Here is a 22,534-nt window from a genome sequence, read left to right as displayed (position 1 = left end):
CGGGCTTGCACCCGCCCCGGCCGGTTACCGACCACCCATGCCAGCGAGGAAGACACCCGGGCCCAGCGTCAAGGACGACGAGACCTACGAGGCGCTCCGCGACGAGGGGGCCAGCAAGGAGAAGGCGGCGCGGATCGCGAACGCCGCCGCGAGCTCGTCACGGAAGGCGGTGGGCCGCAAGGGTGGGAAGTCCGGGTCGTACGACGACTGGACGGTCGACGACCTGCGCACGCGGGCCCGCGAGATCGGGATCGAGGGCCGCTCGAAGATGAACAAGAGCGAGCTGGTCGAGGCGCTGCGAGACCGCTGAGACCACGACGCGTTCAGCCAGCAGTGCGCGCGAAGATGACCGCCCCCGGGACGGCCTCGTCCGGCCTCAGGACGAGCTCGGCCTCGATCGAGAAACCCGCGTCACGAAGCCAACCCGCGACGGTGCCCGGTCGGCGATGGTGGCTCTCGACGTTGATCTGCCGACCCGTGTAGCCCCGGGACGTGTGCTGCGCCTCGTCGCCGACGTGGAAGCCGACGAGCACCAGACCCTGCGGTCGCAACACGCGGCGAAACTCCTCGAGCACGCCCGGCACCGCCTCGTCGGGCACGTGGATGACCGACCAGAACGCGACGATGCCGGCGACCGAGGAGTCCTCGAGATCGAGGTCGGTCATGGTGCCCACCTCGAACCGCAGGTGTGGGTAGTCCCGTCGCGCGATCGAGATCATCTCGGGTGAGAGGTCGATCCCGAACGCGTCCACGCCGACGTCGTGGAGGTGGTCGGTGACGTACCCGGGCCCGCAGCCCACATCGGCCACCGGCCCACCTCCGGCGTCGAGGACCAGCTCGGCGAACACCGCCAGGCTCGCGCGCAGGTAAGGACTTCCGGCCAGCAGCCCGCTCACCTTGTCGGCGTAGCCGGCTGCATCGATGTCGTAGGACGTGCGCGTCTCGGACAGCCACGTGTCACCCATGGCTGCCAACGTAGACCGGCGCGGCGCTGGCGGTCGCCGCTGACCCGCTGACCCGCTGACCGCGGCTATCCCGGCCGTCCGTCGAGGAACATCCGCAGCCGCGTCAGCGTGTGCTCGGGGCCGCTGACGTCGGGGTTGTTGAGCGCCCGGCCCACCCAGCCGAGCCGCAGCGCCGCCGGCACCGCCTCGCGGAGCTCGGGCCGGTCGGGGGCGTAGCGCTCGAGGTAGCTGTCGACGTACGGCGCGATGTCCTCGCTGTCCTCCACGTCGTCGAGCCCCCACGCGACGTTGCCCTCCAGCGTCACCGACAGGGTGAAGAAGGGGTGGGACACGACGGCGTCGCCCCAGTCGAGGATGAGGTTGCGCCCGTCCTTCACGAACACCTGGCCGTCGTGCAGGTCGTCGTGCTGGAGCGTCTCGACCACGGCGTACGACGCGAGCTCGTCGACCAGGTCGCGGACCCGCCCCACCGCGTCGCGGAACCTCGGCTCGAGGTCGAGCCGCTCCACCAGCGCGGCGTAGTGGTCGGCCAGCGTCGCCAGCCGCAGGTCGGGGACGCCCACCGCGAGCAGGTCGTCGACGTCCGGCTCCAGGGCGCGGGCGACGTCGGCGGCCCCGGCCAGCACGTCGTGCCACCGGGCCAGGCTCTGCTCGCGGGGGACCACCTCGCGCAGCCGCTCGCCGGCGTCGGCCATCAGCATCCAGCCGCTGGCGACGTCGCTGGCCAGCAGGGCCGGCACCCGGTCGGGCACCCGCGCCGAGACCCGCTCGGCGACGGCGACCTCGTGCCGGAGCTCGGGCGTGTTGGCCTTGAACCACACCGGGCCCTCCGCGGTCGGCACCCGCAGGGCGGTGGCCCAGGTGCGGACGTGCGGCTGCTCCGGCTCGCCGGTGCGCTCCCGCCCGAGCCCGGCGAGCCGGTCGTCGACCCAGGCCACGGCACCCGCCAGCCAGGCGGGGTCCTCCCACGGAGTGATCACGGCCGGAGAGTCTTCAGGACGCGGAAGCCCTTCGCACTCGCAATTCGCCGGGTCGGGAACCCCTGCTCGCCGAGCCAGCGCTGCAACGAGTCCGCGCCGAGGTTCTTGCCCACCACCATCGTCGCCGAGCCGCCCGGCACCAGCCGTGGGAGCCACGTGAGCAGGAGGTCGTGCAGCGCCGCCTTGCCGATCCGGATGGGCGGGTTCGACCACAGCTCGTCGTACGCCGCGTCCGCCGCCACCCCGGCGGGGTCCGTGGCCCTGAACCGGTCGGTCACGCCGAGGGAGGCGGCGTTCTCGTTGGCGAGCAGCACCGCCCGCTGGTTGACGTCGATGCCGGTGACGACCGCACCCGGCACGGCGCGGGCGATCGCCAGCCCGATCACGCCGTAGCCGCAGCCGAGGTCGACGATGCGGCCGGGAGCGGGCGGCGCCGTCTCCCGGAACAGCACCGCGGTCCCGGAGTCGAGCCGGCCCTGGGCGAAGACCCCGGAGCCGCTCGTCAGGGCGAGCTCGTGGCCCCACATCGAAGCCGTGACGGGCAGACGCCTGAAGGGCACCGACGGGTCGGCGGAGAAGTAGTGGTCCTCGGAGGTCGGCTCAGCCACGGCGCGCCCTGGTGACCTCGACGCGCGCCGCGAGCTCGGCGACCGGCGGGTAGCCGACCTCCTCGAGCGTGAGCCCGTGCGCGGGTGCGACGGCCACCGCGGAGTCGCGGCGCTCGGCGGCCAGCACCTCGGCGGCCCACTCGGCCGGACGGCGCCCCTCACCGACGGCGAGCAGGCAGCCCACCAGCGAGCGCACCATGCTGTGGCAGAACGCGTCGGCCCGCACGTGCGCCACGAGCAACCCGTCCGGCTCGCGCTCCCAGCGCAGGTCGACCAGCGTGCGGATCGTCGTCGCGCCCTCGCGCTGCTTGCAGAACGCCGCGAAGTCGTGCTCCCCCACCAGCGCCGGCGCCGCGGCGTTCATCGCCACCTCGTCGACCGGGCGCGGCCAGGCCAGCACGTGCGCGCGGCGCAGCGGGTCGACGGCTGCGGGCCGGTCGGCGACGCGATAGGCGTAGCGACGCCACAGCGCCGAGAACCGCGCGTCGAAGCCCGCGGGCGCCTCGCGCGCGCGCAGCACCCGCACGTCGGCGTCGAGGACGCCGTTCAGCCGGCGCGCGAGGCGCTCCATCGAGCCGTCGCCCTCGGGCAGCGAGTCGAGGTCGGCGTGGACGACCTGCCCGCGCGCGTGCACCCCCGCGTCGGTGCGCCCGGCGCACGTGAGCGCGACCTCCGGCACCCGCAGGACCGTGGCCAGCGCCGCGGAGAGCTCGCCCTCGACCGTCCGCAGCCCGGGCTGCGCGGCCCAGCCGTGGAAGGCCGTGCCGTCGTAGGCGACATCGAGGCGGATCCGCACCCGGGCATCCTCTCAGGGCCGGATCTCGCCAGCGGCGCCGTCACCCGCGGAGTCATAGGGTTGGCCCGTGGCAGATCCCGCGATCATCCTCGTCTCCGAGCACCACGCCGACACCCTGCTCGAGGTGTTCTACCGCCGGTACGGACACGACTACACCCTGCGGTCCGCCCGCTCCTGTGCGGAGGCGGAGAAGCTCGCCCAGGAGCTCAAGGACGCCGGCGAGGCCGTGGCCCTGTTCGTGAGCGACTCGCGGCTGCCCGACGTCCAGCAGATGTTCGAGGCGGTGCACCGGTTCCGTCTCGTCGTCCCGACCGCGCGGCGCGTGATCGCCGCGCACTGGGACCACTTCCTCGCCGACGCCGAGGAGCTCCGTCCGGGGCTCGCCCGCGGCAAGTACGACGCCTACCTGCTGATGCCGCGCGGCAACCGTGACGAGGAGTTCCACAACGCGATCACCGAGCTGCTCTCGGACTGGACCTCGACGGTCCCGCAGCCCGAGGTGGTCAGCGCCAAGGTCATCTCCCCCGTCCACGACGGCCTCACCATGGCCATCCGCGACTTCCTCGACCGGATGGGCATGCAGAACGCCGTCTACGACCCGGACGACCCGCACCTGAGCGACTTCATGCCGCAGATGTTCGAGCAGCTCGGCACCGACCGGCCGCGGTACCCGGTGGTGTGGTCGCCCGCGCGTGGCCCGATCCAGGCGACGTCGGTGCGCGACGTGGCTCGCTCCATCTACCCGCGCACCGAGGAGCAGGCCGACGAGGTCGTCGACCTGGCGGTCGTCGGGGCCGGTCCGGCGGGGCTGGCCGCGGCGGTCTACGCCGCCTCGGAGGGCCTGAGCGTCCGCGTGCTCGAGGCCGAGGCCGTGGGCGGCCAGGCCGGCACGAGCTCGATGATCCGCAACTACCTCGGCTTCCCGCGCGGCATCTCCGGGATGCGACTGGCCCTGCGTGCCCGCAACCAGGCCATCCGCTTCGGCACCCGCTTCCTCACCGGCTGGGAGGTCACCGGCCTCGCCCCCGGCGGCGACGGCGACCCGCACGTGCTCCACTGCGACGACGACCGCGTGCGCGCGCGGGCGGTGCTGATCTCCAGCGGCGTCGCCTACCGCAAGCTGGGCGTGCCGGCGCTGGAGGAGCTGGTCGGCAACGGCGTCAACTACGGCGCCGCGATGACCGCGGGCCGCGAGATGGAGGGCTACGACGTCGTCGTGGTCGGCGGTGGCAACTCGGCCGGTCAGGCCGCGCTCCACCTGTGCAGGTTCGCGCGGTCGGTGACGATCGTCGTGCGGCGACCCGGTCTCGAGGAGACCATGTCGGACTACCTCATCCAGGAGATCGGCTACCAGGAGCGGATCGAGGTGCTGCCCTGCACGCGCGTGGTCGACGGCGGCGGCGAGGGCGCCCTCGAGTGGCTGACCCTGGAGGACCTCAACACCGGAGAGCGGACCCGCAAAATCGCCCGGGGGCTCTTCCTGCTGCTCGGCGCCGAGCCGCGCTGCGACTGGCTGCCGCCGGAGCTGGCCCGCGACAAGCACAGCTTCATCCTGACCGGGCGCGACGTCCCGCGCGAGCAGTGGGTCGACGGCCTGCCACCGGCCAACCTGGCCACCACCGTGCCCGGCATCTTCGCGGCCGGCGACATCCGCGCGGGGTCGATGAAGCGGGTGGCGGCGGCCAGCGGCGAGGGCGCGTCCGTCGTACCCCTCGTGCACGCCTACCTCGCGCCCGCCCCCGAGGAGTCGGTGGCGGCCGCCCCGGTGTCGTAGGGCGCACGCCGCGAGCGCTACAGCTCGTGGCGGTACGGCGGGTCCGCGCCCGCCCGCGACACGGTGACGGCCGCCGCGCGGGCGGCGTGCTCGAGGACCGCACGGACCTCGGCCCGCGGCAGCGCCGCGAGGCCGGCCCGGTGCTCGGCGCCGAGCCGGCCCCGCTCCCACAGTGCGTCGAGGAGTGCGGCACCGAAGGTGTCGCCGGCGCCGATCGTGTCAGCGACCACCACGGGGCGGGAGGCGATCTCGACGGTGCCGACCCGGTCCAGCCACAGCGCGCCGTCGCCGCCCCGGGTCACGACGACCGCGGCCGGCCCGAGCCTGAGCAGCCTGGCGACCGCCTCGGCGAGGGTCCGCCCGGGGTAGAGCACCTCGAGGTCCTCGTCGCTCGCCTTGACCAGGTCGGCCACCGCAGCCACGCGCTCGACCCGCGCCACGACCTCGGCACCGGCGCCCGTCACCGAGGGCCGGGCGTTGACGTCGTAGCTGATGGTCGAGCGGTCCCGCAGCCGTGCGAGCAGCGCGACCACCTCGTCCGCTCCCGGCGGGAGCACCGCCCCGAGCGAGCAGGTGTGCGCGACCAGCGGGTCCTCGGACGGGTCGACCGGCGAGAGCCGCCAGTCGAGGTCGAAGGTGTAGTCGGCGGCACCGGACCCGTCGAGCGACGCCCGCGCGGTCGAGGTCCGCGGCACGGCGCCCGGTTCACTCGCCAGGACCACCCCCGCGCGCTCGAGGAACTCGCTGACCAGCCGGCCGTGGCGGTCGTCGGCGAAGCACGTCGCGATGCGCGTCGGGCGGCCCAGCCTGGCCAGCGCCACCGCGACGTTCGCGCCGCTGCCGCCTGCGTGCTCGCGCTCCTCGCCGGTCGGCGTACGCACGATGTCGACCAGCGCCTCGCCGACCACCAGCACGCCGCGCACCATGGAGCGTGTCTACCAGCCGGTGACAGAATCGCCCCGTGACCGCGTCGGAGAGCCTGCCCGCCCAGACCGCCAAGATCCTCGGCCTGACGGCCCTGGTCGACCTGCTCGCGGGCCTCGTGCTCGCGGTCATCGGCCTGGTCCAGGACCAGCAGACCCTCGCCATCGTCGGCGTGGTCCTGCTGCTCTCGGGCGGCGGCCTGCTCGCCTGGGTCACGATGATGCGCAACAAGCCCGAGGTGATGTGAGCTCCTACGTCGTCCACGGCGCCGGCGCCGTCGGTGGGGGCATCGGCGCTCGCCTGCACCTCGCCGGGCACGACGTCACGCTGGTCGCCCGCGGCGAGCACCTCGCCCGGATCCGCGAGGACGGGCTGGTGCTCGACACCGCCGACGGGCGGCACACCGTCCGGGTCGCTGCCACCGACTCGGCGGCGGGCGTGGAGTGGCGTGACGACACCGTGGTCGTCCTCGCCGTGAAGTCCCACCAGACCGAGGCGGCGCTGGCCGACCTCGCCCGGCACGCGCCGGAGGACGTGCCGGTGGTCTGCGCGCAGAACGGCGTCAGCAACGAGCCGGCGACGCTGCGCCGGTTCGCCCGCACCTACGCGATCACCGCGATGCTGCCCGCCCAGCACCTCGAGCCGGGCCTGGTGGTCCAGGAGTGCCACCCGGTGCCGGGGATCCTCGACATCGGCCGCTACCCCTCCGGCACCGACGAGGTCGCCGAGCGGATCTCGGCGGACCTGCGCACGGCCGGCTTCGAGTCGGTGCCCCGGCCCGACATCATGGCGTGGAAGCACCGCAAGCTGGTCACCAACGCCGTGGGTGACGTCCGCACGGTCCTGCCTGAGGAGGGCGACCGGCTCAAGCCGCTGGTCCGCGCCGAGGCCGAGGCCGTCCTCGCCGCCGCCGGCATCCCGGTGGTGAGCCACGAGGACGACCAGGAGCGTCGCGGCGACCTGCTGCAGGCCCGACCCGGCATCGACGGGCCGAACTCGCTGGGCCAGAGCCTGGCCCGCGGCCTCGACACGGAGGTCGACTTCCGGGCCGGCGAGATCGTGCTGCTCGGCCGGCTGCACGGCGTACCGACCCCGGCGAACGAGCGGGTCCAGCGCGCAGCCCGCCGGAAATGACGTCGACCCGGCGCGAAGTTCGCGCCGGGTCAACGATCAGGTGGGAGCTCAGGCCTTGTCGGCGTCCTCGTCGGACTCCTCGGAGCCAGCGGACTCCTCGGCGGGAGTCTCGTCGGCGGCCTCGTCGGCCGCCTCGTCGGCCGGAGCCTCGTCAGCCGCGGTCTCGTCCTCGGCCACCTCGGCCTCGGCGATCACGCTCTCCTCGGGCGAGGCCTCCTCGGCAAGCTCGGTCGGGGCGTCGACGGTCTCGTCGACCTCCTCGGCCGCGGGGGCCGGGGCGGTCTTCGGGGCGGGCTCGGCCTTCTTCTTGCCGCGGGCCGGCTTGGGGTCGTACTTCTCGGTCACCAGCTCGATGACCGCCATCGGGGCGTTGTCGCCCTTGCGCGGACCGATCTTGGTGATCCGGGTGTAGCCCCCGGGACGCTCCTCGAAGGTGGGCGCGATCTCGGTGAACAGCGTGTGCACGACCGACTTGTCGCGGATGGTCTTGAGGACCTCGCGCCGGTTGTGCAGGTCGCCCCGCTTGGCCTTGGTGATCAGCTTCTCCGCGACCGGCCGCAGCACGCGGGCGCGCGCCTCGGTGGTCGTGATCCGGCCGTGCTCGAACAGCGCCGTGGCGAGGTTCGAGACGATCAGCCTCTGGTGCGAGGGGCTGCCGCCGAGGCGGGCACCCTTCTTGGGAGTGGGCATCGTCCTTCTCTCATCTCTCCGGCCGTGTCAGGTACCGGGGTAGACGGCCGACCGTGCGGTCAGCCGATTTCACTTGTGTGACTGGTGCGAGGTGCCGACCACAGCGCTCGGCCGGCACGCTCGCGCAATCCAGTCAGAGCTGCTCGTCCTCGACGTAGGCGTCGTCGTAGTCGTCGTCGCCGTACGCCGCGAGGGCGGCGTGCGGGTCGAAGCCCGGCGCGCTGTCCTTGAGCGAGAGGCCCATCTCGTGCAGCTTCGCCTTGACCTCGTCGATGGACTTGGCGCCGAAGTTGCGGATGTCGAGCAGGTCCTGCTCCGAGCGGCTGATGAGCTCACCCACGGTGTGGATGCCCTCGCGCTTGAGGCAGTTGTAGGACCGGACGGTCAGCTGCAGGTCCTCGACCGGGAGGGCGAGGTCGGCAGCGAGCTGCTCGTCGACCGGCGACGGGCCGATGTCGATGCCCTCCGCCTCGACGTTGAGCTCGCGGGCCAGGCCGAAGAGCTCGACCAGGGTCTTGCCGGCCGAGGCGATCGCGTCGCGGGGACGGATCGACGGCTTGGTCTCGACGTCGATGACGAGCTTGTCGAAGTCGGTGCGCTGCTCGACACGGGTGGCCTCGACCTTGTAGGTCACCTTGAGCACCGGGCTGTAGATCGAGTCGACCGGCATCCGGCCGATCTCGTTGTCGGCGCCCTTGTTCTGGACGGCCGAGACGTAGCCGCGGCCACGCTCGACGACCAGCTCCATCTCCAGCTTGCCCTTGTCGGACAGCGTGGCGATCTTGAGGTCGGGGTTGTGCACCTCGACACCCGCCGGGGGCGTGATGTCGGCGGCGGTGACGTCACCGGCACCCGACTTGCGGAGGTACATGGTGACCGGCTCGTCGTGCTCGGAGGAGACGACGAGACCCTTCAGGTTGAGGATGACCTCGGTGACGTCCTCCTTGACGCCCTCGATGGTCGAGAACTCGTGGAGGACGGAGTCGATCCGGATGCTCGTGACCGAGGCACCCGGGATCGACGAGAGCAGCGTGCGGCGCAGGGAGTTGCCGAGGGTGTACCCGAAGCCGGGCTCCAGCGGCTCGATGACGAACCGCGAGCGGAACTCGTCGACGGACTCCTCCGACAGGGTGGGGCGCTGTGCGATGAGCACTGGTTCTTCCTTCCCGGACCCACCCGCTATATGACGGGCCCGAATGTTGCGGTGGCGGCGATGTGAAGTTGGAAGGCGTCGACTACTACTTCTTGGAGTAGTACTCGACGATGAGCTGCTCCTGGACCGGGATGTCGATCTGGGCGCGGACCGGGACCGAGTGCACGAGGATGCGCATCCGGGCCGGCAGTGCCTCGAGCCACGCCGGGACGTGGCGCTCGCCGTGGGTCTCGCGAGCCACGATGAACGGCGTCATCTCCAGCGACTTCTCGCGGACGTCGATGACGTCGTGCGCGGAGACCTGGTACGACGGGATGTCGACCTTCTTGCCGTTGACCTTGAAGTGGCCGTGCGACACCAGCTGGCGCGCGTGGCGACGGGTGCGGGCGAAGCCCGCGCGGTAGACGACGTTGTCGAGGCGGCACTCGAGCAGCTGCAGCAGGTTGTCGCCGGTCTTGCCGGCACGACGCGACGCCTCGGTGTAGTAGTTGTGGAACTGCTTCTCCAGGACGCCGTAGGTGTAGCGCGCCTTCTGCTTCTCGCGAAGCTGGAGGAGGTACTCGCTCTCCTTGATGCGCCCGCGGCCGTGCTGGCCGGGCGGGTAGGGGCGGCGCTCGTACGCGGCGTCGCCACCGACGAGGTCGACACCGAGACGGCGCGACTTCTTGGTCATGGGTCCGGTGTAACGGGCCATGTCAGTCTCTCCTTCTGTCTCGGGTCAGACGCGCCGGCGCTTGGGCGGGCGGCAACCGTTGTGGGGGGTGGGCGTGACGTCCTGGATGGTGCCGACCTCGAGGCCGATGGCACCCAGCGAGCGGATCGCGGTCTCGCGGCCCGAGCCCGGGCCCTTGACGAAGACGTCGATCTTCTTCATGCCGTGGTCCATCGCCCGGCGCCCGGCGGCCTCGGCGGCCATCTGCGCGGCGAACGGCGTGGACTTGCGCGAGCCCTTGAAGCCGACGGTGCCGGCCGAGGCCCACGAGATCACCGCGCCGGTCGGGTCGGTGATGGTGACGATCGTGTTGTTGAACGTGCTCTTGATGTGGGCCTCGCCCTGAGCGATGTTCTTCTTCTCCTTGCGGCGGACCTTCTTGGCCGTCGCGCGAGTCTTGGGGGGCATCTCTAGATCACTTCGCCTTCTTCTTGCCGGCAACGGTGCGCTTCGGGCCCTTGCGGGTGCGAGCGTTGGTCTTGGTGCGCTGACCGCGGACCGGCAGGCCCTGGCGGTGGCGACGGCCCTGGTAGGAGCCGATCTCGATCTTGCGGCGGATGTCGGCCTGGACCTCGCGACGGAGGTCACCCTCGATCTTGTACTGGGACTCGATCGCGTCGCGGAGGCTGACGAGCTCGGTGTCGCCCAGCTCGTGGACCCGAGCGTTGGGGTCGACGCCGGTCGCGGCGAGGAGCTGCTGGGCGCGGGTACGGCCGATGCCGTAGATGTAGGTGAGTGCGACCTCGATGCGCTTGTCGCGCGGGAGGTCCACACCAACGAGGCGTGCCATGTGTGGTGTTTCCTTACGTGGTTCGCAGCGGTGTCGGTCGTGTCGCGTCCCGGTCGTTGCTGACCCGGGCTCCGGCCGTCTGCTCCGGAGGTGGCTTCATCCGTCGGGAGGACGGACTAGCGATCACGATGTGAGGTGTTCAGTTGTGTGGTGCGGCGTCTTCGATCCTTCTGGATCTCGACGCCCGTTCCGGCCTCGCAGGCTCGGCCGGAGGGCCTTCTCGGTCTGCGGCTGAGACGCCCCGCGCTCCTTCGTCGCGCGTGGCTTCAGCCTTGCCGCTGCTTGTGACGCGGGTTCTCGCAGATCACCATGACGCGGCCGTGGCGACGGATCACCTTGCACTTGTCACAGATCGGCTTGACGCTCGGGTTGACCTTCACGGTCAGTCCTTCTTTCGGCTGGAGAGGCGTTACTTGTACCGGTAGACGATCCGACCGCGGGTCAGGTCGTAGGGAGAGAGCTCCACCACCACGCGGTCCTCGGGGAGGATCCGGATGTAGTGCTGGCGCATCTTGCCGCTGATGTGGGCGAGAACCTTGTGCCCGTTGCTGAGCTCCACGCGGAACATCGCGTTGGGGAGGGCCTCCACGACGGTGCCCTCGATCTCGATCACGCCTTCTTTCTTCGGCATGTCTCCCTTTGGTGGTACGTGGTTGGAATCGTTGTCTACCGTTCGGCCCGGGAACCTCCCGGCGTGCTGCTCGTGCCGGGTGGACCTCATGCAGCCATCCGGAGGGCCTCATCCCCGGACACAGGTCAGAGCCCGCTCGTGCGAGGCTGTGAGCCTGGAGTCCGGGCAGCCGCGAGGCACCACAGGACGGACCCATGTTGGGCCGACTCGTCAGTCTAGTGCGGGCCCGCGTGAAACCCCAACTTCACGTCAGCAGGCGCAGCGTCTCCTCGCGGGCCGGGCTGCGGGCGGGGTCGGTGCCCTCGTGGGCGGCGGCGACCGGGTGCACCATCACCTCGTCGACGGCGTACGTCGCGGCGAGGTCCTCGAGCTGGGCGCGGGCGCTCGCGGGGTCGCCCACCACCCAGCGCGACCGCATGGCCTCCATCGGCGGGCGGTGCGCGTCGGGGACGTCGACCTTCTCGGCCTCCTCCACCAGCAGCTGCGGGCCGAGCGGCGAGCCGGTGCGCAGCGCGACCATCATGAGCAGGTTGGGCAGCGCGCGGCGCTCGGCCTCCTCCGCGGTCTCCGCCACCACGGCGTTGACGGTGAGGAAGGTGCGCGGCTCGGCCAGCGCCTCCGAGGGCCGGAAGCCGGAGCGGTAGAGCTCCAACGCCTCGGCGGTGCCGGAGCCGGAGAAGTGGTGGGCGAAGACGTAGGGCATCCCCTTCTCCGCGGCCAGCCGGGCTGAGTAGTCGGAGGAGCCGAGCAGCCAGATCGTCGGCACCGACCGGGCCTCGGGGGTGGCCCGCAGCGCGTGGGTGCGGCCGGCCACGCTCAGCCCGACGCCCTCGGGCTCCATCATCGCGAGGACGTTGTCGACGTACTCCGGGAACCGCGTGACGGCCTCGTCGCTGACCCCGCCGGCGCCGTGGCGCAGGGCGAACGACGTCACCGGGTCGGTGCCGGGTGCCCGGCCGATCCCGAGGTCGATCCGCCCGGGGTGCGCGGCCTCGAGCAGCGCGAACTGCTCGGCGACCACCAGCGGCGCGTGGTTGGGCAGCATCACGCCGCCGGAACCCACGCGGATCTGGGACGTCGCCGAGGCGACCATGCTGATGAGCACCGGCGGGTTGGTGGCCGCGACCGCCGGCATGTTGTGGTGCTCGGCCAGCCAGTAGCGGTGGTAGCCGAGCTCGTCGGCAGCGCGGGCCAACGACAGCGTCGCCGACAAGGCGTCCGACGTCGACTGGTCGGTGCGGACCGGGACGAGGTCGAGCACGGACAGCTGGAGGCCACTCACCACGACACAACCCCGGCGGGGTCCCGCACTATTCCGTCACTCCGCTGCCGCGGCACGCCGGTCGCGCGCGTCCTTCATCAGGCTCAGGACGGTGGTCACGCCGAGGATCCCGACGATCGCGACCAACGAGAGCCAGATGGGGATCTCGGGCGCCCAGCCGACGTGGTGGCCGCCGTTGATGAAGGGCAGCTCGTTCTCGTGCATCGCGTGCAGGATCAGCTTCACGCCGATGAACGCGAGGAGCACGGCGAGCCCGTAGGACAGGTAGACCAGCCGCTGGAGCAGGTCGCCGATGAGGAAGTAGAGCTGGCGCAACCCCATCAGCGCGAAGATGTTGGCGGTGAAGACCAGGTAGGGCTCCTTGGTGAGCCCGTAGATCGCCGGGATCGAGTCCAGCGCGAACAGCAGGTCGGTCACGCCGAGCGACAGCACGACGACGAACATCGGCGTCGCCAGCCGCTTGCCGTTCTCGTGCAGGAAGAGCTTGACGCCGTTCCACTCGTCGGTGGCCCGCAGGTGCGTGCGGGCGAAGCGGACGATGCGGGGCTCGTCGTACTGGGTCTCGTCGAGGTCGTCGTCCTTGGCGAGCTTGTAGGCCGTCCAGACGAGGAAGAGGCCGAAGATGTAGAAGACCCAGCTGAACTGGTTGATCGCCGCCGCGCCGACCGCGATGAAGATCCCGCGCATGACCAGGGCGATGACGATCCCGATGAGGAGCGCGGTCTGCTGGTACTGCCGCGGCACCTGCAGCTTGGTCATGATGATGATGAAGATGAACAGGTTGTCGATCGAGAGCGAGTACTCCGTCAGCCAGCCCGCGAAGAACTCGCCGCCGTACTGGCCTCCGGCGAGCACCCACACCCCGATGCCGAACACCACCGCGAGCGAGATGAAGAAGATGAGGTGCCGGGTGACCTCCGGCGTGGAGGGCTCGTGCGGGCGCCGCCCGACGATGAACACGTCGACCAGCAGCAGGCCGGTGGTGATCCCGATCGTGAGGATCCAGACGAGGGGTGAGACGTCCAAGGGTCAGCTCCAGGGGTGTCAGGGGACGGCAGACCTTCAGAGGTCTCTTCCGCCACCTGTGGGGTGACCCGCGAGCCCGGAGGCAAGCCCGGGGGCTGGCGCTCGTGCTGACGATCTCGCGGCGAAGGAGTACTCCCCTCTTCGCGCCGACCCTACCGGTCGTGGCCGATGAGGACGTAGTCGCCGTTCGCGGCAGCGAGACACTCACGCGTCGTGAGCGCCCCGAACTCCATGGGAGCGGTGGGAGCGCAGCGACCCGGTAGTTCCGAGCGCAGCGAGGCGCCCCGCGATCGGCCTCCGGGCCGTGGCGCCCGCGCCGCAGCGAGCGCAGCGAGCAAGGCGCCGCGAGCGAAGCGAGCAGTCGCCGCGGATTGGGGGCCGAAGCTCGCGGGGGTATCCAGCATGGGAGCGTGGGAGCGCAGCGACCCGGCCTTTCCGAGCGCAGCGAGGCGCCCCGCGATCGGCCTCCGGGCCGTGGCGCCTGCGCCGCAGCGAGCGCCAGCGAGCCAGGCGCCGCGAAGCTGGCGCCACGGACTGGGGGCCGAAGCTCGCGGGGGTAACAAGTCAGCCAATGGGAGCGTGGGAGCGCAGCGACCCGGCCTTTCCGAGCGCAGCGAGGCGCCCCGCGATCGGCCTCCGGGCCGTGGCGCCTGCGCCGCAGCGAGCGCCAGCGAGCCAGGCGCCGCGAAGCTGGCGCCACGGACTGGGGGCCGAAGCTCGCGGGGGTAACAAGTCAGCCCGCGGATTGGGGGCCGGAGCTCGCGGGGGTATCCAGTCAGCCCCCGAACGGGACCCCGAGGGCGGTCAGCTCGGCCTCGCCGCCGTCCCGGGCCGTGAGCACCCAGGCGCCCCGCTCGGTGAGCGCGAAGGTGTGCTCGGCGTGCGCCGCCCACGAGCCGTCGGTCGTCACGACGGTCCACCCGTCGTCGAGCTCGTCGGTGTCGGGGCCGCCGAGCGTCACCATCGGCTCGACGGCGAGCGCGATGCCCGGCACCAGGCGGGCGCCGCGGCCGGCGCGGCCGGTGTTGGGTACGTCGGGAGGCTGGTGCATCGCGGTGCCGATGCCGTGGCCGGTGTAGTCCTCGACGATGCCGTAGCCGCCCCGGGCGCGGAGCAGCGCCTCGACCGCCGCGGAGATGTCACCGACCCGGCGGCCGGCCCGCGCCGCCGCGATCCCGGCCCACATGGCTGCCTCGGTGTCGGCGACCAGGGCGAGCAGCTCGGGCGCCACCTGCCCGACGGGCACCGTGATCGCCGCGTCGCCGTGCCAGCCGTCGACGATCGCGCCGCAGTCGAGCGAGACCAGGTCGCCCTCCGCCAGGCGCAGGTCGCCCGGGATGCCGTGCACGACCTGCTCGTTGACCGAGGCGCAGATGGAGGCCGGGAAGCCCTGGTAGCCCTTGAACGACGGCGTGGCGCTGGCCGAGCGGATCACGTCGTCGGCGATCGCGTCGAGCTCGGCGGTGCTCACCCCCGGGCGGACCGCGGCCCGCAGCGCCTCGAGGGCGTCACAGACGACCAGCCCGGCACGGCGCATCGAGGCGATCTGCTCAGGGGTCTTGATCTCGACCCCGCGGTCGCGCCAGCTCATCACGGGAGGTGGGGAGCGGTCAGGACTCGGGGAGCCCGTCGAGCGCCTCGAAGATCCGCTGGGTGACCTCGGAGACCTCGCCCATGCCGTCGACCTCGATCAGGATCCCCCGGTCGCGGTAGATCTCGATGAGCGGCTCGGTCTCCTCGGCGTAGACCTCCTGCCGGCGCCGGATGACGTCCTCGGTGTCGTCGGCGCGGCCCTCGACCTCGGCCCGCTGGAGCAGGCGGGTGACGATCTCGTCGCGGTCGGCGGTCAGCACCACCACGGCGTCGAGGCGGTGACCGGTGAAGGCGATCATGCCGTCGAGCTCGTCGACCTGCGCCTGGGTGCGCGGGTAGCCGTCGAGCAGGAACCCGGACACCGCGTCGGGGTCGTCGATCCGGTTGCGGACCATGAGGTTGGTGACCTCGTCGGGGACGTACTCGCCCTGGTCCATGTAGCGCTTCGCCTCGATCCCGAGCGGGGTGCCCTGGGAGACGTTGGCGCGGAAGATGTCGCCGGTCGAGATGGCCGGGATCTTGAAGTGCTCGGCGATGAACTTCGCCTGGGTCCCCTTGCCCGCCCCCGGCGGGCCCATGATCAGCAGACGCACTGGGTGCTCGGTGTCATCAGCGCAGGAATCCTTCGTAGTTGCGCTGCTGGAGCTGGCTCTCGATCTGCTTCACCGTGTCGAGTGCGACGCCCACCATGATGAGGATCGACGTGCCACCGAAGGGGAAGTTCTGGTTCGCGTTGACGAGCACGAGCGCGATCAACGGGATCAGGGCGATCAACCCGAGGTACAGCGAGCCCGGCAGCGTGATGCGGGACAGGACGTAGGACAGGTAGTCCTCGGTCGGCTTGCCCGCCCGGATCCCGGGGATGAAGCCGCCGTACTTCTTCATGTTGTCCGCCACCTCTTGGGGGTTGAAGGTGATCGAGACGTAGAAATACGTGAAGAAGACGATGAGCAGGAAGAACGTGAGCATGTAGAGCGGGTGGTTGCCCCGCACGAGGTAGTTGTTGATGAACCGCACCCAGGCCGAGTTGTTGGTCTGGTTGAACTGGGCGGCCATCGCCGGCAGGTAGAGCAGCGACGAGGCGAAGATGACCGGGATGACGCCGGCCTGGTTCACCTTCAGCGGGATGTAGGTCGAACTGCCGCCGAACATCTTGCGGCCGACCATCCGCCGGGCGTACTGGACGGGGATGCGGCGCTGGGCCTGCTCGATGAAGATGACGGCGGCGACGATCACGAGGCCGATCGCCAGCACCATGCTGAAGATCCACCAGCCCTTGTCCTGGCCGACCGCCCACAGCGTCGTCGGGAAGGTCGCGATGACCTGGGTGAAGATCATGATCGACATGCCGTTGCCGACGCCGCGCTCGGTGATGAGCTCGCCGAGCCACATGATGACCGCGGTGCCGGCGGTCATCGTGATCACCATGACCAGGAAGGTCTGGGTGCCGTTGTCGTGCAGCAGGCTCTTGTCGCAGCCCTGGAGGAGGTTGCCCGAGCGGGCGAGCGCCACGATGCCGGTCGCCTGGAGGAGCGCGAGGCCGAGGGTCAGGTAGCGGGTGTACTGGGTGATCTTGGTCTGGCCGGACTGGCCCTCCTTCTTGAGGGCCTCCAGCCGCGGGATCACCACGACCAGCAGCTGCAGGATGATGCTCGCCGTGATGTAAGGCATGATCCCGAGCGCGAAGATGGTCAGCTGGAGCAGCGCACCACCGGAGAACAGGTTGATCAGGCTGTAGAGGCCGGTGTTGTCCACGTCGCTGATGCACGACTGGACGTTGCCGACGTCGACGCCGGGTGCCGGGATCTGCGAGCCGGCCCGGAAGACCACGATGATCATCAGGACGAACAGCAGCTTGCGCCGCAGATCCGGAGTCCGGAATGCGTTCGCGAACGCGGTCAGCACAGAGATCCTCTATTCGTGTTCAGCCCGGTAGGTCCGGACGCGATCACACGCGTCCGGAGCACCACGGCAGCCTAACCCAGCGGGGCCGGAGGCCCGACAGAGCCAACGGTCGGTCATGCCCCCCGGTTCCCGTCCTCGCTACGCGTCGCATCCACGGGATGCTCCGCAAGGCGCCGGCTCGAAGGCATACCCGGGGTCGTCTACCGAGAGTCGGCAACGCCGCGGAGCGCCCGTGGGGCGGCGCGTAGCTGGGCGGGGATCGGGGGTCATGGCCTATGAGACGGTGACGGTTCCGCCGGCGGCCTCGATCTTCTCCTTGGCGGAGGCGGAGAACGCCTGGGCGGTGACGTCGACCTTGACCGAGATGTCGCCCTGGCCGAGCACCTTGACCGGGTGGCCGTCGCGGACGGCGCCCTTCGCGACGAGCGCGTCGACGGTGACCTCGCCACCCTCGGGGAAGAGCTCGCCGAGGCGGTCGAGGTTGACGACCTGGAACTCGACCTTGAAGGGGTTCTTGAAGCCCTTCAGCTTGGGCAGCCGCATGTGGATCGGCATCTGGCCGCCCTCGAAGGCGGACGGGACCTGGTAACGGGCCTTCGTGCCCTTGGTGCCACGGCCGGCCGTCTTGCCCTTGGAGGCCTCACCGCGACCCACCCGGGTCTTCGCGGTCCTGGCACCGGGCGCGGGGCGCAGGTGATGGAGCTTGAGCGTCATGTCAGTCGACCTCCTCGACCGTCACGAGGTGACGGACGGTGTGGACCATGCCCCGGATCTCGGGACGGTCCTCCTTGACGACCACGTCGCCGATGCGCTTGAGACCGAGCGTGCGCAGGGTCTCGCGCTGGTTGGCCTTGCAGCCGATCGTCGAGCGCTTCTGCTGGACCTTGAGCTGAGCCATCAGGACGACACCTCCGCCGCCGGCACGGCGGCAGGCTGCTCGGCCCGGGCCTTGAGGAGCGCCGCCGGGGCGACGTCCTCGACTGGCAGGCCGCGACGGGCGGCGACGGCCTCGGGCTGCTCGAGCATGCGCAGCGCCTCGACGGTCGCGTGGACGATGTTGATCTGGTTGGACGACCCGAGCGACTTGCTCAGGATGTCGTGGATGCCGGCGCACTCCAGCACGGCGCGCACCGGGCCACCGGCGATGACGCCGGTACCGGGAGCGGCGGGGCGGAGCATGACGACGCCCGCGGCCTTCTCGCCCTGGACGGGGTGCGGGATGGTGCCCTGGATGCGGGGCACGCGGAAGAAGTGCTTCTTGGCCTCCTCCACGCCCTTGGCGATGGCGGCCGGCACCTCCTTGGCCTTGCCGTAGCCGACGCCGACCATGCCGTCGCCGTCACCGACGACCACGAGGGCGGTGAAGCTGAACCGGCGACCGCCCTTGACGACCTTGGCGACGCGGTTGATCGCGACGACGCGCTCGACGTAGGCGGTCTTGTCGGCGCCCTGTCCGCGTCGGTCGTCGCGGCCACCGCGCCGGTCGCCGCCGCGGTTTCCGCCGCGCTGGGGTCCGCTCATGACTGGTTCTCCATCTCGTACGTCGTCTGGTTCTGCGTGACAGTGCACATCGCAGTGGGCATCAGAAGGTCAGCCCGCCCTCGCGGGCGCCGTCGGCCAGGGCGGCCACGCGACCGTGGTACTTGTTGCCGGCCCGGTCGAAGACGACGCCCTCGACACCGGCTGCCTTGGCGCGCTCGGCGACGAGGCCGCCGACCAGCTTGGCCTTCTCGGTCTTGTCACCCGACTGCGAGCGCAGGTCGCCCTCCATGGTGGAGGCGAAGGCGATCGTCTTGCCGACGGCGTCGTCGACCACCTGGGCGGTGATGTGCTTGGACGACCGGGTGACGACCAGACGCGGGCGCTCGGCCGTGCCGGCGACCTTCTTGCGGCCCCGCGCCTGGCGGCGCAGGCGCGAGCGGACGCGCGACGCGGTGTGCTTGTGCTGCTTGAGAGAGATCGCCATGGTCACTTACCAGCCTTTCCGACCTTGCGGCGGACGTGCTCGCCGGCGTAGCGAACGCCCTTGCCCTTGTAGGGCTCGGGCTTGCGAAGCTTGCGGATGTTGGCGGCGACCTCGCCCACGAGCTGCTTGTCGATGCCCTGCACGCCGAGGCGGGTGGGGTTCTCGACCGCGAACGTGATGCCGTCGGGAGCGTTGAAGACGATCGGGTGGCTGTAGCCGAGCTGGAACTCGAGCTGCGTGGGGCCCTTGGACAGCACGCGGTAGCCGACGCCGACGATCTCGAGGCGCTTCTCGTAGCCGTCGGTCACGCCGACGACCATGTTGTTGACCAGGGTCCGGGTCAGCCCGTGCAGGGACCTGCTGACCCGCTCGTCGTCGGGACGCTTGACGTCGAGGACGCCGTCCTCGCCCTTCTCGACGACGATCGGGGCAGCCACGGTGTGGCTCAGGGTGCCCTTGGGCCCCTTGACCGTCACCACGGGTCCGTCGATCGTGACGTCCACGCCCGCGGGGACCGGGACGGGGAGCTTGCCGATGCGCGACATTTCTCTACCTCTCTCGGTCTCTCGTCACCAGACGTAGGCGAGGACTTCCCCACCCACGCCCTTCTGGTTGGCCTGACGGTCGGTCAGCAGGCCCTGGCTCGTCGAGATGATCGCGACGCCGAGCCCACCGAGTACCTTGGGGAGGCCGGTGTGCTTGGCGTAGACGCGGAGGCCGGGCTTGCTGATCCGGCGGACGCCGGCGAGCGAGCGCTCGCGGTTGCGGCCGTACTTGAGGGTGATGGTCAGCGTCTTGCTGACCTCGCCCTCCTCGGGCTCCGCGACCGCGAAGGAGGCGATGTAGCCCTCCTGCTGCAGGATCTCGGCGACGCCCTCCTTGATCTTGCTGTGGGGCATCGACACGGTGTCGTGGAACGCCTGGTTGGCGTTGCGCAGACGGGTGAGCATGTCTGCGATCGGGTCGGTCATCGTCATGGTTCGGTGTTCCTTCTCGTCTGGTTTCCGCCCCGAAGTGGCTCAGGGGGACCTGTGACGTGTTGTAGGTCTGGGGCTACCAGCTCGACTTGGTGACGCCGGGCAGCTCTCCGCGGTGCGCCATCTCGCGCAGGCAGATGCGGCACAGGCCGAACTTGCGGTAGACGGCCTTGGGCCGGCCGCAGCGCTGGCAACGGGTGTAGCCGCGGACCGCGAACTTGGGCTTGCGGGCCGCCTTGACCTTGAGTGCAGTCTTCGCCATGTCTCTCTCCTGACCTCAGCGGTCCTGGAACGGGAACCCGAGCTGCTTCAGCAGCGCGCGGCCCTGGTCGTCGTCGGTGGCCGTGGTCACGATGGTGATGTCCATGCCGCGGCTGCGGTCGATGCGGTCCTGGTCGATCTCGTGGAACATGACCTGCTCGGTGAGACCGAAGGTGTAGTTGCCCTTGCCGTCGAACTGCCGCGGCGAGAGGCCGCGGAAGTCGCGGATGCGGGGCAGCGCCAGCGACAGGAGCCGGTCGAGGAACTCCCACATCCGGTCGCCGCGCAAGGTGACGTGCGCGCCGATCGGCATGCCCTCGCGCAGCTTGAACTGCGCGATCGACTTGCGGGCCTCGGTGACGCGCGGCTTCTGGCCGGTGATCGCGGTGAGGTCCTTGATGGCGCCCTCGATCAGCTTGGAGTCGCGAGCGGCCTCGCCCACGCCCATGTTGACCACGATCTTGACCAGGCCGGGGACCTGCATGACGTTGGCGATCTCGAACTCCGACCGCAGCGCAGGGAGGATCTCCTCGCGGTAGCGGGTCTTGAGTCGCGGGGTCACCGGTGCGGACGACGAGGGGCGCGCGGGCTTGGCCGGCGTCTCGTCGGTCTCGGGGGCCGCGGTGGCGGTGTCGCTCATCAGATGTCCTTGCCGGTCTTGCGGGAGATGCGCACGCTGCGCTCGGCGGTGTAGGTCGAGCCGTCGGGGCGACGCTTGGTGACGGTGTCGCGACGGAAGCCCACGCGGGTCACGCCCTTGCCGTCGACCAGGACCACGTTGGAGACGTGGATCGGCGCCTCGGCGGTGATGATCCCGCCGGTGTTGCCGGCGCGACCGCCCTGGTTGACGACCTTGGTGTGCCGCTTGACGCGGTTGACGCCCTCGACGATCACCCGGTGCTCCTCGCGGAGCACCTGGATGACCTTGCCCTCGGCGCCCTTGTCACGACCGGCGACGACCTTGACGGTGTCGCCCTTCTTGATGTTGAGGCTCTTGGGCTGGGCCTTCTTGGGGCTCTGGCTCTTGGGGCTCTGGGCCATCACAGCACCTCCGGTGCCAGCGAGATGATCTTCATGAACCGCTTGTCGCGCAGCTCGCGGCCCACCGGGCCGAAGATGCGGGTGCCGCGCGGCTCGCCGTCCTGGCGGAGGATCACCGCGGCGTTCTCGTCGAACTTGATGTAGGACCCGTCGGGGCGGCGACGCTCCTTGACGGTGCGGACCACGACCGCCTTGACGACGTCGCCCTTCTTGACGTTGCCGCCGGGGATGGCGTCCTTGACCGTGGCCACGATGGTGTCACCGATGCCGGCGTAGCGCCGGCCCGAGCCACCGAGGACACGGATGCACAGAATCTCCTTGGCGCCGGTGTTGTCGGCGACCTTGAGACGGCTCTCCTGCTGGATCATTACTTCGCCTTTTCCAGAACCTGAACGACGCGCCAGCGCTTCGTGGCGGACAGCGGGCGGGTCTCCATGATCAGGACCCGGTCACCGGTGCCGCACTCGTTCTGCTCGTCATGGGCCTTCAGGCGCGAGGTCTGGCGCAGCACCTTGCCGTAGAGCGCGTGCTTGACGCGGTCCTCGACGGCCACGACGACGGTCTTGTCCATCTTGTCGCTGACCACCAGGCCCTCGCGGACCTTGCGGCTGCGGCGGTCGTGCGCGGCGGCGCCGGTCACGGTGTCGTTCGCGGATTCAGTCACTGGTCGGTGTCCTCGTCGTTGGAGCCCGGCGCGACCCGGATGCCGAGCTCACGCTCGCGCACCACGGTGTAGATCCGGGCGATGTCCTTCTTGACCGTGCGGAGCCGGCCGTGGCTCTCCAGCTGGCCGGTGGCCGCCTGGAAGCGGAGGTTGAAGAGCTCCTCCTTGGCCTCGCGCAGCCTGGTCTCGAGGTCGACGTCGTTCATCTCGTCGAGCTCGTGGGCCTTGGTACCGGACGCCATCAGAACTCACCAGCCTCTCGGGTGATGAAGCGGCACTTCATCGGCAGCTTGTGCATCGCGCGACGCATCGCCTCGCGGGCGACGCTTTCGTCGACGCCGGAGAGCTCGAACATCACTCGGCCGGCCTTGACGTTGGCGATCCACCACTCGGGCGAGCCCTTGCCGGAGCCCATCCGGGTCTCGGCGGGCTTCTTGGTCAGCGGGCGGTCGGGGTAGATGTTGATCCACACCTTGCCGCCGCGCTTGATGTGGCGCGTCATGGCGATACGAGCGGACTCGATCTGCCGGTTGGTGACGTAGTGCCCCTCGACCGCCTGGATGCCGAACTCACCGAAGGCGAGGCGGGTGCCACCCTTGGCGGCACCGCCGCGCGTGGGGTGGTGCTGCTTGCGGTGCTTGATCCGTCGTGGCATCAACATC

The 22,534-nt window shown here is 70.6% G+C and carries 34 protein-coding genes; 4 read left to right on the top strand and 30 right to left on the bottom strand.

What is annotated here, in order from left to right; translation table 11 throughout:
• The first annotated feature begins 37 nt into the window (after positions 1–37).
• Positions 38–310, top strand: a complete 273-nt coding sequence (locus tag G514_RS0102740) for a Rho termination factor N-terminal domain-containing protein (RefSeq protein WP_028650515.1) — start codon at positions 38–40, stop codon at positions 308–310.
• A 13-nt stretch (positions 311–323) separates the two neighbouring features.
• Here the strand turns inward: G514_RS0102740 and G514_RS0102735 are convergent, their stop codons facing one another.
• The 4 genes from G514_RS0102735 to truA all read right to left on the bottom strand — a co-directional run bounded on the left by G514_RS0102735 (position 324) and on the right by truA (position 3,349).
• A complete protein-coding gene (locus G514_RS0102735; RefSeq protein ID WP_036563203.1) occupies positions 324–965 on the bottom strand; it encodes a class I SAM-dependent methyltransferase in 642 nt (213 codons plus the stop codon).
• 65 nt (positions 966–1,030) lie between these two features.
• Positions 1,031–1,945 (bottom strand): phosphotransferase family protein, encoded by a 915-nt coding sequence (locus G514_RS0102730; protein WP_028650513.1) that lies wholly within the window; start codon positions 1,943–1,945, stop codon positions 1,031–1,033.
• On the bottom strand, positions 1,942–2,553 hold the full coding sequence (locus G514_RS0102725; protein WP_028650512.1) for a class I SAM-dependent methyltransferase: 612 nt from the start codon (positions 2,551–2,553) through the stop codon (positions 1,942–1,944). The genes G514_RS0102730 and G514_RS0102725 overlap by 4 nt, the downstream gene beginning before the upstream one ends.
• A complete protein-coding gene (gene truA / locus G514_RS0102720; protein ID WP_028650511.1) occupies positions 2,546–3,349 on the bottom strand; it encodes a tRNA pseudouridine(38-40) synthase TruA in 804 nt (267 codons plus the stop codon). The genes G514_RS0102725 and truA overlap by 8 nt, the downstream gene beginning before the upstream one ends.
• 67 nt (positions 3,350–3,416) lie before the next feature.
• Here truA and G514_RS0102715 point away from each other — a divergent pair, with 67 nt between their 5' ends.
• Positions 3,417–5,123, top strand: coding sequence for an NAD(P)/FAD-dependent oxidoreductase (locus G514_RS0102715; RefSeq protein ID WP_028650510.1), 1,707 nt, complete (start codon positions 3,417–3,419; stop codon positions 5,121–5,123).
• Between the two features lie 17 nt (positions 5,124–5,140).
• On the opposite strand, the gene G514_RS0102710 is transcribed toward G514_RS0102715, so the two are convergent.
• Complete coding sequence (locus tag G514_RS0102710; protein ID WP_028650509.1) at positions 5,141–6,049, bottom strand: carbohydrate kinase family protein; 909 nt, start codon at positions 6,047–6,049, stop codon at positions 5,141–5,143.
• 35 nt (positions 6,050–6,084) lie between these two features.
• On the opposite strand from G514_RS0102710, the gene G514_RS30580 reads away from it, so the two are divergent.
• Together G514_RS30580 and G514_RS24475 are read left to right on the top strand one after the other, a co-directional pair.
• Positions 6,085–6,294 (top strand): hypothetical protein, encoded by a 210-nt coding sequence (locus tag G514_RS30580; protein ID WP_028650508.1) that lies wholly within the window; start codon positions 6,085–6,087, stop codon positions 6,292–6,294.
• Positions 6,291–7,181, top strand: coding sequence for a ketopantoate reductase family protein (locus G514_RS24475; protein ID WP_051246542.1), 891 nt, complete (start codon positions 6,291–6,293; stop codon positions 7,179–7,181). Before G514_RS30580 ends, G514_RS24475 begins: the two co-directional genes overlap by 4 nt.
• A gap of 48 nt (positions 7,182–7,229) precedes the next feature.
• On the opposite strand, the gene rplQ is transcribed toward G514_RS24475, so the two are convergent.
• From rplQ to rplP, 25 genes are all read right to left on the bottom strand, one after another.
• The gene (rplQ, locus tag G514_RS0102695; RefSeq protein ID WP_028650507.1) at positions 7,230–7,871 is read right to left on the bottom strand and encodes a 50S ribosomal protein L17; all 642 of its coding nucleotides are present in this window, start codon (positions 7,869–7,871) and stop codon (positions 7,230–7,232) included.
• 133 nt (positions 7,872–8,004) lie between these two features.
• Entirely contained in the window at positions 8,005–9,024 is a 1,020-nt protein-coding gene (locus tag G514_RS0102690) for a DNA-directed RNA polymerase subunit alpha (RefSeq protein ID WP_028650506.1), read from the bottom strand.
• Between the two features lie 85 nt (positions 9,025–9,109).
• A complete protein-coding gene (gene rpsD, locus G514_RS0102685; protein WP_028650505.1) occupies positions 9,110–9,718 on the bottom strand; it encodes a 30S ribosomal protein S4 in 609 nt (202 codons plus the stop codon).
• Between the two features lie 24 nt (positions 9,719–9,742).
• Positions 9,743–10,144: a 30S ribosomal protein S11 gene (gene rpsK / locus G514_RS0102680; protein ID WP_028650504.1), complete on the bottom strand. Its 402-nt coding sequence runs from the start codon at positions 10,142–10,144 to the stop codon at positions 9,743–9,745.
• 7 nt (positions 10,145–10,151) lie between these two features.
• Positions 10,152–10,526 (bottom strand): 30S ribosomal protein S13, encoded by a 375-nt coding sequence (rpsM, locus tag G514_RS0102675; RefSeq protein ID WP_028650503.1) that lies wholly within the window; start codon positions 10,524–10,526, stop codon positions 10,152–10,154.
• A 266-nt stretch (positions 10,527–10,792) separates the two neighbouring features.
• Positions 10,793–10,906 (bottom strand): 50S ribosomal protein L36, encoded by a 114-nt coding sequence (rpmJ, locus tag G514_RS0102670; RefSeq protein WP_004008316.1) that lies wholly within the window; start codon positions 10,904–10,906, stop codon positions 10,793–10,795.
• 29 nt (positions 10,907–10,935) lie between these two features.
• Positions 10,936–11,157 carry a translation initiation factor IF-1 gene (infA, locus tag G514_RS0102665; protein ID WP_011757309.1) on the bottom strand — a complete coding sequence of 74 codons (222 nt, stop codon included), beginning with the start codon at positions 11,155–11,157 and terminating at the stop codon, positions 10,936–10,938.
• A 244-nt stretch (positions 11,158–11,401) separates the two neighbouring features.
• Positions 11,402–12,442 (bottom strand): LLM class flavin-dependent oxidoreductase, encoded by a 1,041-nt coding sequence (locus G514_RS0102660; RefSeq protein WP_028650502.1) that lies wholly within the window; start codon positions 12,440–12,442, stop codon positions 11,402–11,404.
• 33 nt (positions 12,443–12,475) lie between these two features.
• Positions 12,476–13,465, bottom strand: a complete 990-nt coding sequence (locus G514_RS0102655) for a TerC family protein (RefSeq protein ID WP_028650501.1) — start codon at positions 13,463–13,465, stop codon at positions 12,476–12,478.
• 775 nt (positions 13,466–14,240) lie between these two features.
• Positions 14,241–15,056 carry a type I methionyl aminopeptidase gene (gene map, locus G514_RS0102645; protein WP_028650500.1) on the bottom strand — a complete coding sequence of 272 codons (816 nt, stop codon included), beginning with the start codon at positions 15,054–15,056 and terminating at the stop codon, positions 14,241–14,243.
• Positions 15,057–15,075: 19 nt separating this feature from the next.
• Positions 15,076–15,651 carry an adenylate kinase gene (locus G514_RS0102640; protein WP_028650499.1) on the bottom strand — a complete coding sequence of 192 codons (576 nt, stop codon included), beginning with the start codon at positions 15,649–15,651 and terminating at the stop codon, positions 15,076–15,078.
• Positions 15,652–15,667: 16 nt separating this feature from the next.
• On the bottom strand, positions 15,668–16,963 hold the full coding sequence (secY, locus tag G514_RS0102635; protein ID WP_028650498.1) for a preprotein translocase subunit SecY: 1,296 nt from the start codon (positions 16,961–16,963) through the stop codon (positions 15,668–15,670).
• 273 nt (positions 16,964–17,236) lie between these two features.
• A complete protein-coding gene (rplO, locus tag G514_RS0102630) occupies positions 17,237–17,677 on the bottom strand; it encodes a 50S ribosomal protein L15 (RefSeq protein WP_028650497.1) in 441 nt (146 codons plus the stop codon).
• Position 17,678: 1 nt separating this feature from the next.
• The gene (gene rpmD, locus G514_RS0102625; protein ID WP_028650496.1) at positions 17,679–17,861 is read right to left on the bottom strand and encodes a 50S ribosomal protein L30; all 183 of its coding nucleotides are present in this window, start codon (positions 17,859–17,861) and stop codon (positions 17,679–17,681) included.
• Entirely contained in the window at positions 17,861–18,484 is a 624-nt protein-coding gene (rpsE, locus tag G514_RS0102620; RefSeq protein WP_028650495.1) for a 30S ribosomal protein S5, read from the bottom strand. The genes rpmD and rpsE overlap by 1 nt, the downstream gene beginning before the upstream one ends.
• A gap of 61 nt (positions 18,485–18,545) precedes the next feature.
• Entirely contained in the window at positions 18,546–18,929 is a 384-nt protein-coding gene (gene rplR / locus G514_RS0102615) for a 50S ribosomal protein L18 (protein WP_028650494.1), read from the bottom strand.
• A gap of 2 nt (positions 18,930–18,931) precedes the next feature.
• Positions 18,932–19,474, bottom strand: coding sequence for a 50S ribosomal protein L6 (gene rplF / locus G514_RS0102610; RefSeq protein WP_028650493.1), 543 nt, complete (start codon positions 19,472–19,474; stop codon positions 18,932–18,934).
• A gap of 24 nt (positions 19,475–19,498) precedes the next feature.
• On the bottom strand, positions 19,499–19,906 hold the full coding sequence (gene rpsH, locus G514_RS0102605; RefSeq protein ID WP_028650492.1) for a 30S ribosomal protein S8: 408 nt from the start codon (positions 19,904–19,906) through the stop codon (positions 19,499–19,501).
• A 76-nt stretch (positions 19,907–19,982) separates the two neighbouring features.
• A complete protein-coding gene (locus tag G514_RS0102600) occupies positions 19,983–20,168 on the bottom strand; it encodes a type Z 30S ribosomal protein S14 (protein WP_011757321.1) in 186 nt (61 codons plus the stop codon).
• Positions 20,169–20,183: 15 nt separating this feature from the next.
• Positions 20,184–20,807 carry a 50S ribosomal protein L5 gene (gene rplE, locus G514_RS0102595; protein WP_084151712.1) on the bottom strand — a complete coding sequence of 208 codons (624 nt, stop codon included), beginning with the start codon at positions 20,805–20,807 and terminating at the stop codon, positions 20,184–20,186.
• Positions 20,807–21,208 (bottom strand): 50S ribosomal protein L24, encoded by a 402-nt coding sequence (gene rplX / locus G514_RS0102590; RefSeq protein WP_051246539.1) that lies wholly within the window; start codon positions 21,206–21,208, stop codon positions 20,807–20,809. Before rplX ends, rplE begins: the two co-directional genes overlap by 1 nt.
• Positions 21,208–21,576 carry a 50S ribosomal protein L14 gene (gene rplN / locus G514_RS0102585; RefSeq protein ID WP_028650489.1) on the bottom strand — a complete coding sequence of 123 codons (369 nt, stop codon included), beginning with the start codon at positions 21,574–21,576 and terminating at the stop codon, positions 21,208–21,210. The genes rplX and rplN overlap by 1 nt, the downstream gene beginning before the upstream one ends.
• A complete protein-coding gene (gene rpsQ, locus G514_RS0102580) occupies positions 21,576–21,872 on the bottom strand; it encodes a 30S ribosomal protein S17 (protein ID WP_051246536.1) in 297 nt (98 codons plus the stop codon). The genes rplN and rpsQ overlap by 1 nt, the downstream gene beginning before the upstream one ends.
• Positions 21,869–22,114, bottom strand: a complete 246-nt coding sequence (gene rpmC, locus G514_RS0102575; RefSeq protein WP_028650487.1) for a 50S ribosomal protein L29 — start codon at positions 22,112–22,114, stop codon at positions 21,869–21,871. The genes rpsQ and rpmC overlap by 4 nt, the downstream gene beginning before the upstream one ends.
• Positions 22,114–22,533, bottom strand: coding sequence for a 50S ribosomal protein L16 (rplP, locus tag G514_RS0102570; RefSeq protein ID WP_028650486.1), 420 nt, complete (start codon positions 22,531–22,533; stop codon positions 22,114–22,116). Before rplP ends, rpmC begins: the two co-directional genes overlap by 1 nt.
• Position 22,534 lies beyond the last annotated feature (1 nt).

It is taken from the genome of Nocardioides halotolerans DSM 19273 (assembly GCF_000422805.1).
GTDB classification, from domain to species: Bacteria; Actinomycetota; Actinomycetes; order Propionibacteriales; family Nocardioidaceae; genus Nocardioides; species Nocardioides halotolerans.
This window is presented reverse-complemented; position numbering and strand designations above follow the sequence as displayed.

Coding starts and splice junctions, on each gene's coding strand:
- rplX (WP_051246539.1), bottom strand. CDS start 21,208: ATGGCCCAGAGCCCCAAGAGCCAGAGCCCCAAGAAGGCCCAGCCCAAG.
- rpsH (WP_028650492.1), bottom strand. CDS start 19,906: ATGACGATGACCGACCCGATCGCAGACATGCTCACCCGTCTGCGCAAC.
- rpsE (WP_028650495.1), bottom strand. CDS start 18,484: ATGAGCGGACCCCAGCGCGGCGGAAACCGCGGCGGCGACCGGCGCGGT.
- G514_RS0102710 (WP_028650509.1), bottom strand. CDS start 6,049: ATGGTGCGCGGCGTGCTGGTGGTCGGCGAGGCGCTGGTCGACATCGTG.
- rplF (WP_028650493.1), bottom strand. CDS start 19,474: ATGTCGCGCATCGGCAAGCTCCCCGTCCCGGTCCCCGCGGGCGTGGAC.
- G514_RS0102740 (WP_028650515.1), top strand. CDS start 38: ATGCCAGCGAGGAAGACACCCGGGCCCAGCGTCAAGGACGACGAGACC.
- rpsD (WP_028650505.1), bottom strand. CDS start 9,718: ATGGCCCGTTACACCGGACCCATGACCAAGAAGTCGCGCCGTCTCGGT.
- rpmD (WP_028650496.1), bottom strand. CDS start 17,861: ATGGCTCAGCTCAAGGTCCAGCAGAAGCGCTCGACGATCGGCTGCAAG.
- rplP (WP_028650486.1), bottom strand. CDS start 22,533: ATGTTGATGCCACGACGGATCAAGCACCGCAAGCAGCACCACCCCACG.
- rpsK (WP_028650504.1), bottom strand. CDS start 10,144: ATGCCCCCCAAGACTCGCGCGACGGCCAAGAAGGTCCGCCGCAAGGAG.
- rpmC (WP_028650487.1), bottom strand. CDS start 22,114: ATGGCGTCCGGTACCAAGGCCCACGAGCTCGACGAGATGAACGACGTC.
- rpsM (WP_028650503.1), bottom strand. CDS start 10,526: ATGGCACGCCTCGTTGGTGTGGACCTCCCGCGCGACAAGCGCATCGAG.
- G514_RS0102735 (WP_036563203.1), bottom strand. CDS start 965: ATGGGTGACACGTGGCTGTCCGAGACGCGCACGTCCTACGACATCGAT.
- rplR (WP_028650494.1), bottom strand. CDS start 18,929: ATGGCGATCTCTCTCAAGCAGCACAAGCACACCGCGTCGCGCGTCCGC.
- map (WP_028650500.1), bottom strand. CDS start 15,056: ATGAGCTGGCGCGACCGCGGGGTCGAGATCAAGACCCCTGAGCAGATC.
- rplO (WP_028650497.1), bottom strand. CDS start 17,677: ATGACGCTCAAGCTCCATCACCTGCGCCCCGCGCCCGGTGCCAGGACC.
- G514_RS0102600 (WP_011757321.1), bottom strand. CDS start 20,168: ATGGCGAAGACTGCACTCAAGGTCAAGGCGGCCCGCAAGCCCAAGTTC.
- rplE (WP_084151712.1), bottom strand. CDS start 20,807: ATGAGCGACACCGCCACCGCGGCCCCCGAGACCGACGAGACGCCGGCC.
- rplQ (WP_028650507.1), bottom strand. CDS start 7,871: ATGCCCACTCCCAAGAAGGGTGCCCGCCTCGGCGGCAGCCCCTCGCAC.
- infA (WP_011757309.1), bottom strand. CDS start 11,157: ATGCCGAAGAAAGAAGGCGTGATCGAGATCGAGGGCACCGTCGTGGAG.
- rplN (WP_028650489.1), bottom strand. CDS start 21,576: ATGATCCAGCAGGAGAGCCGTCTCAAGGTCGCCGACAACACCGGCGCC.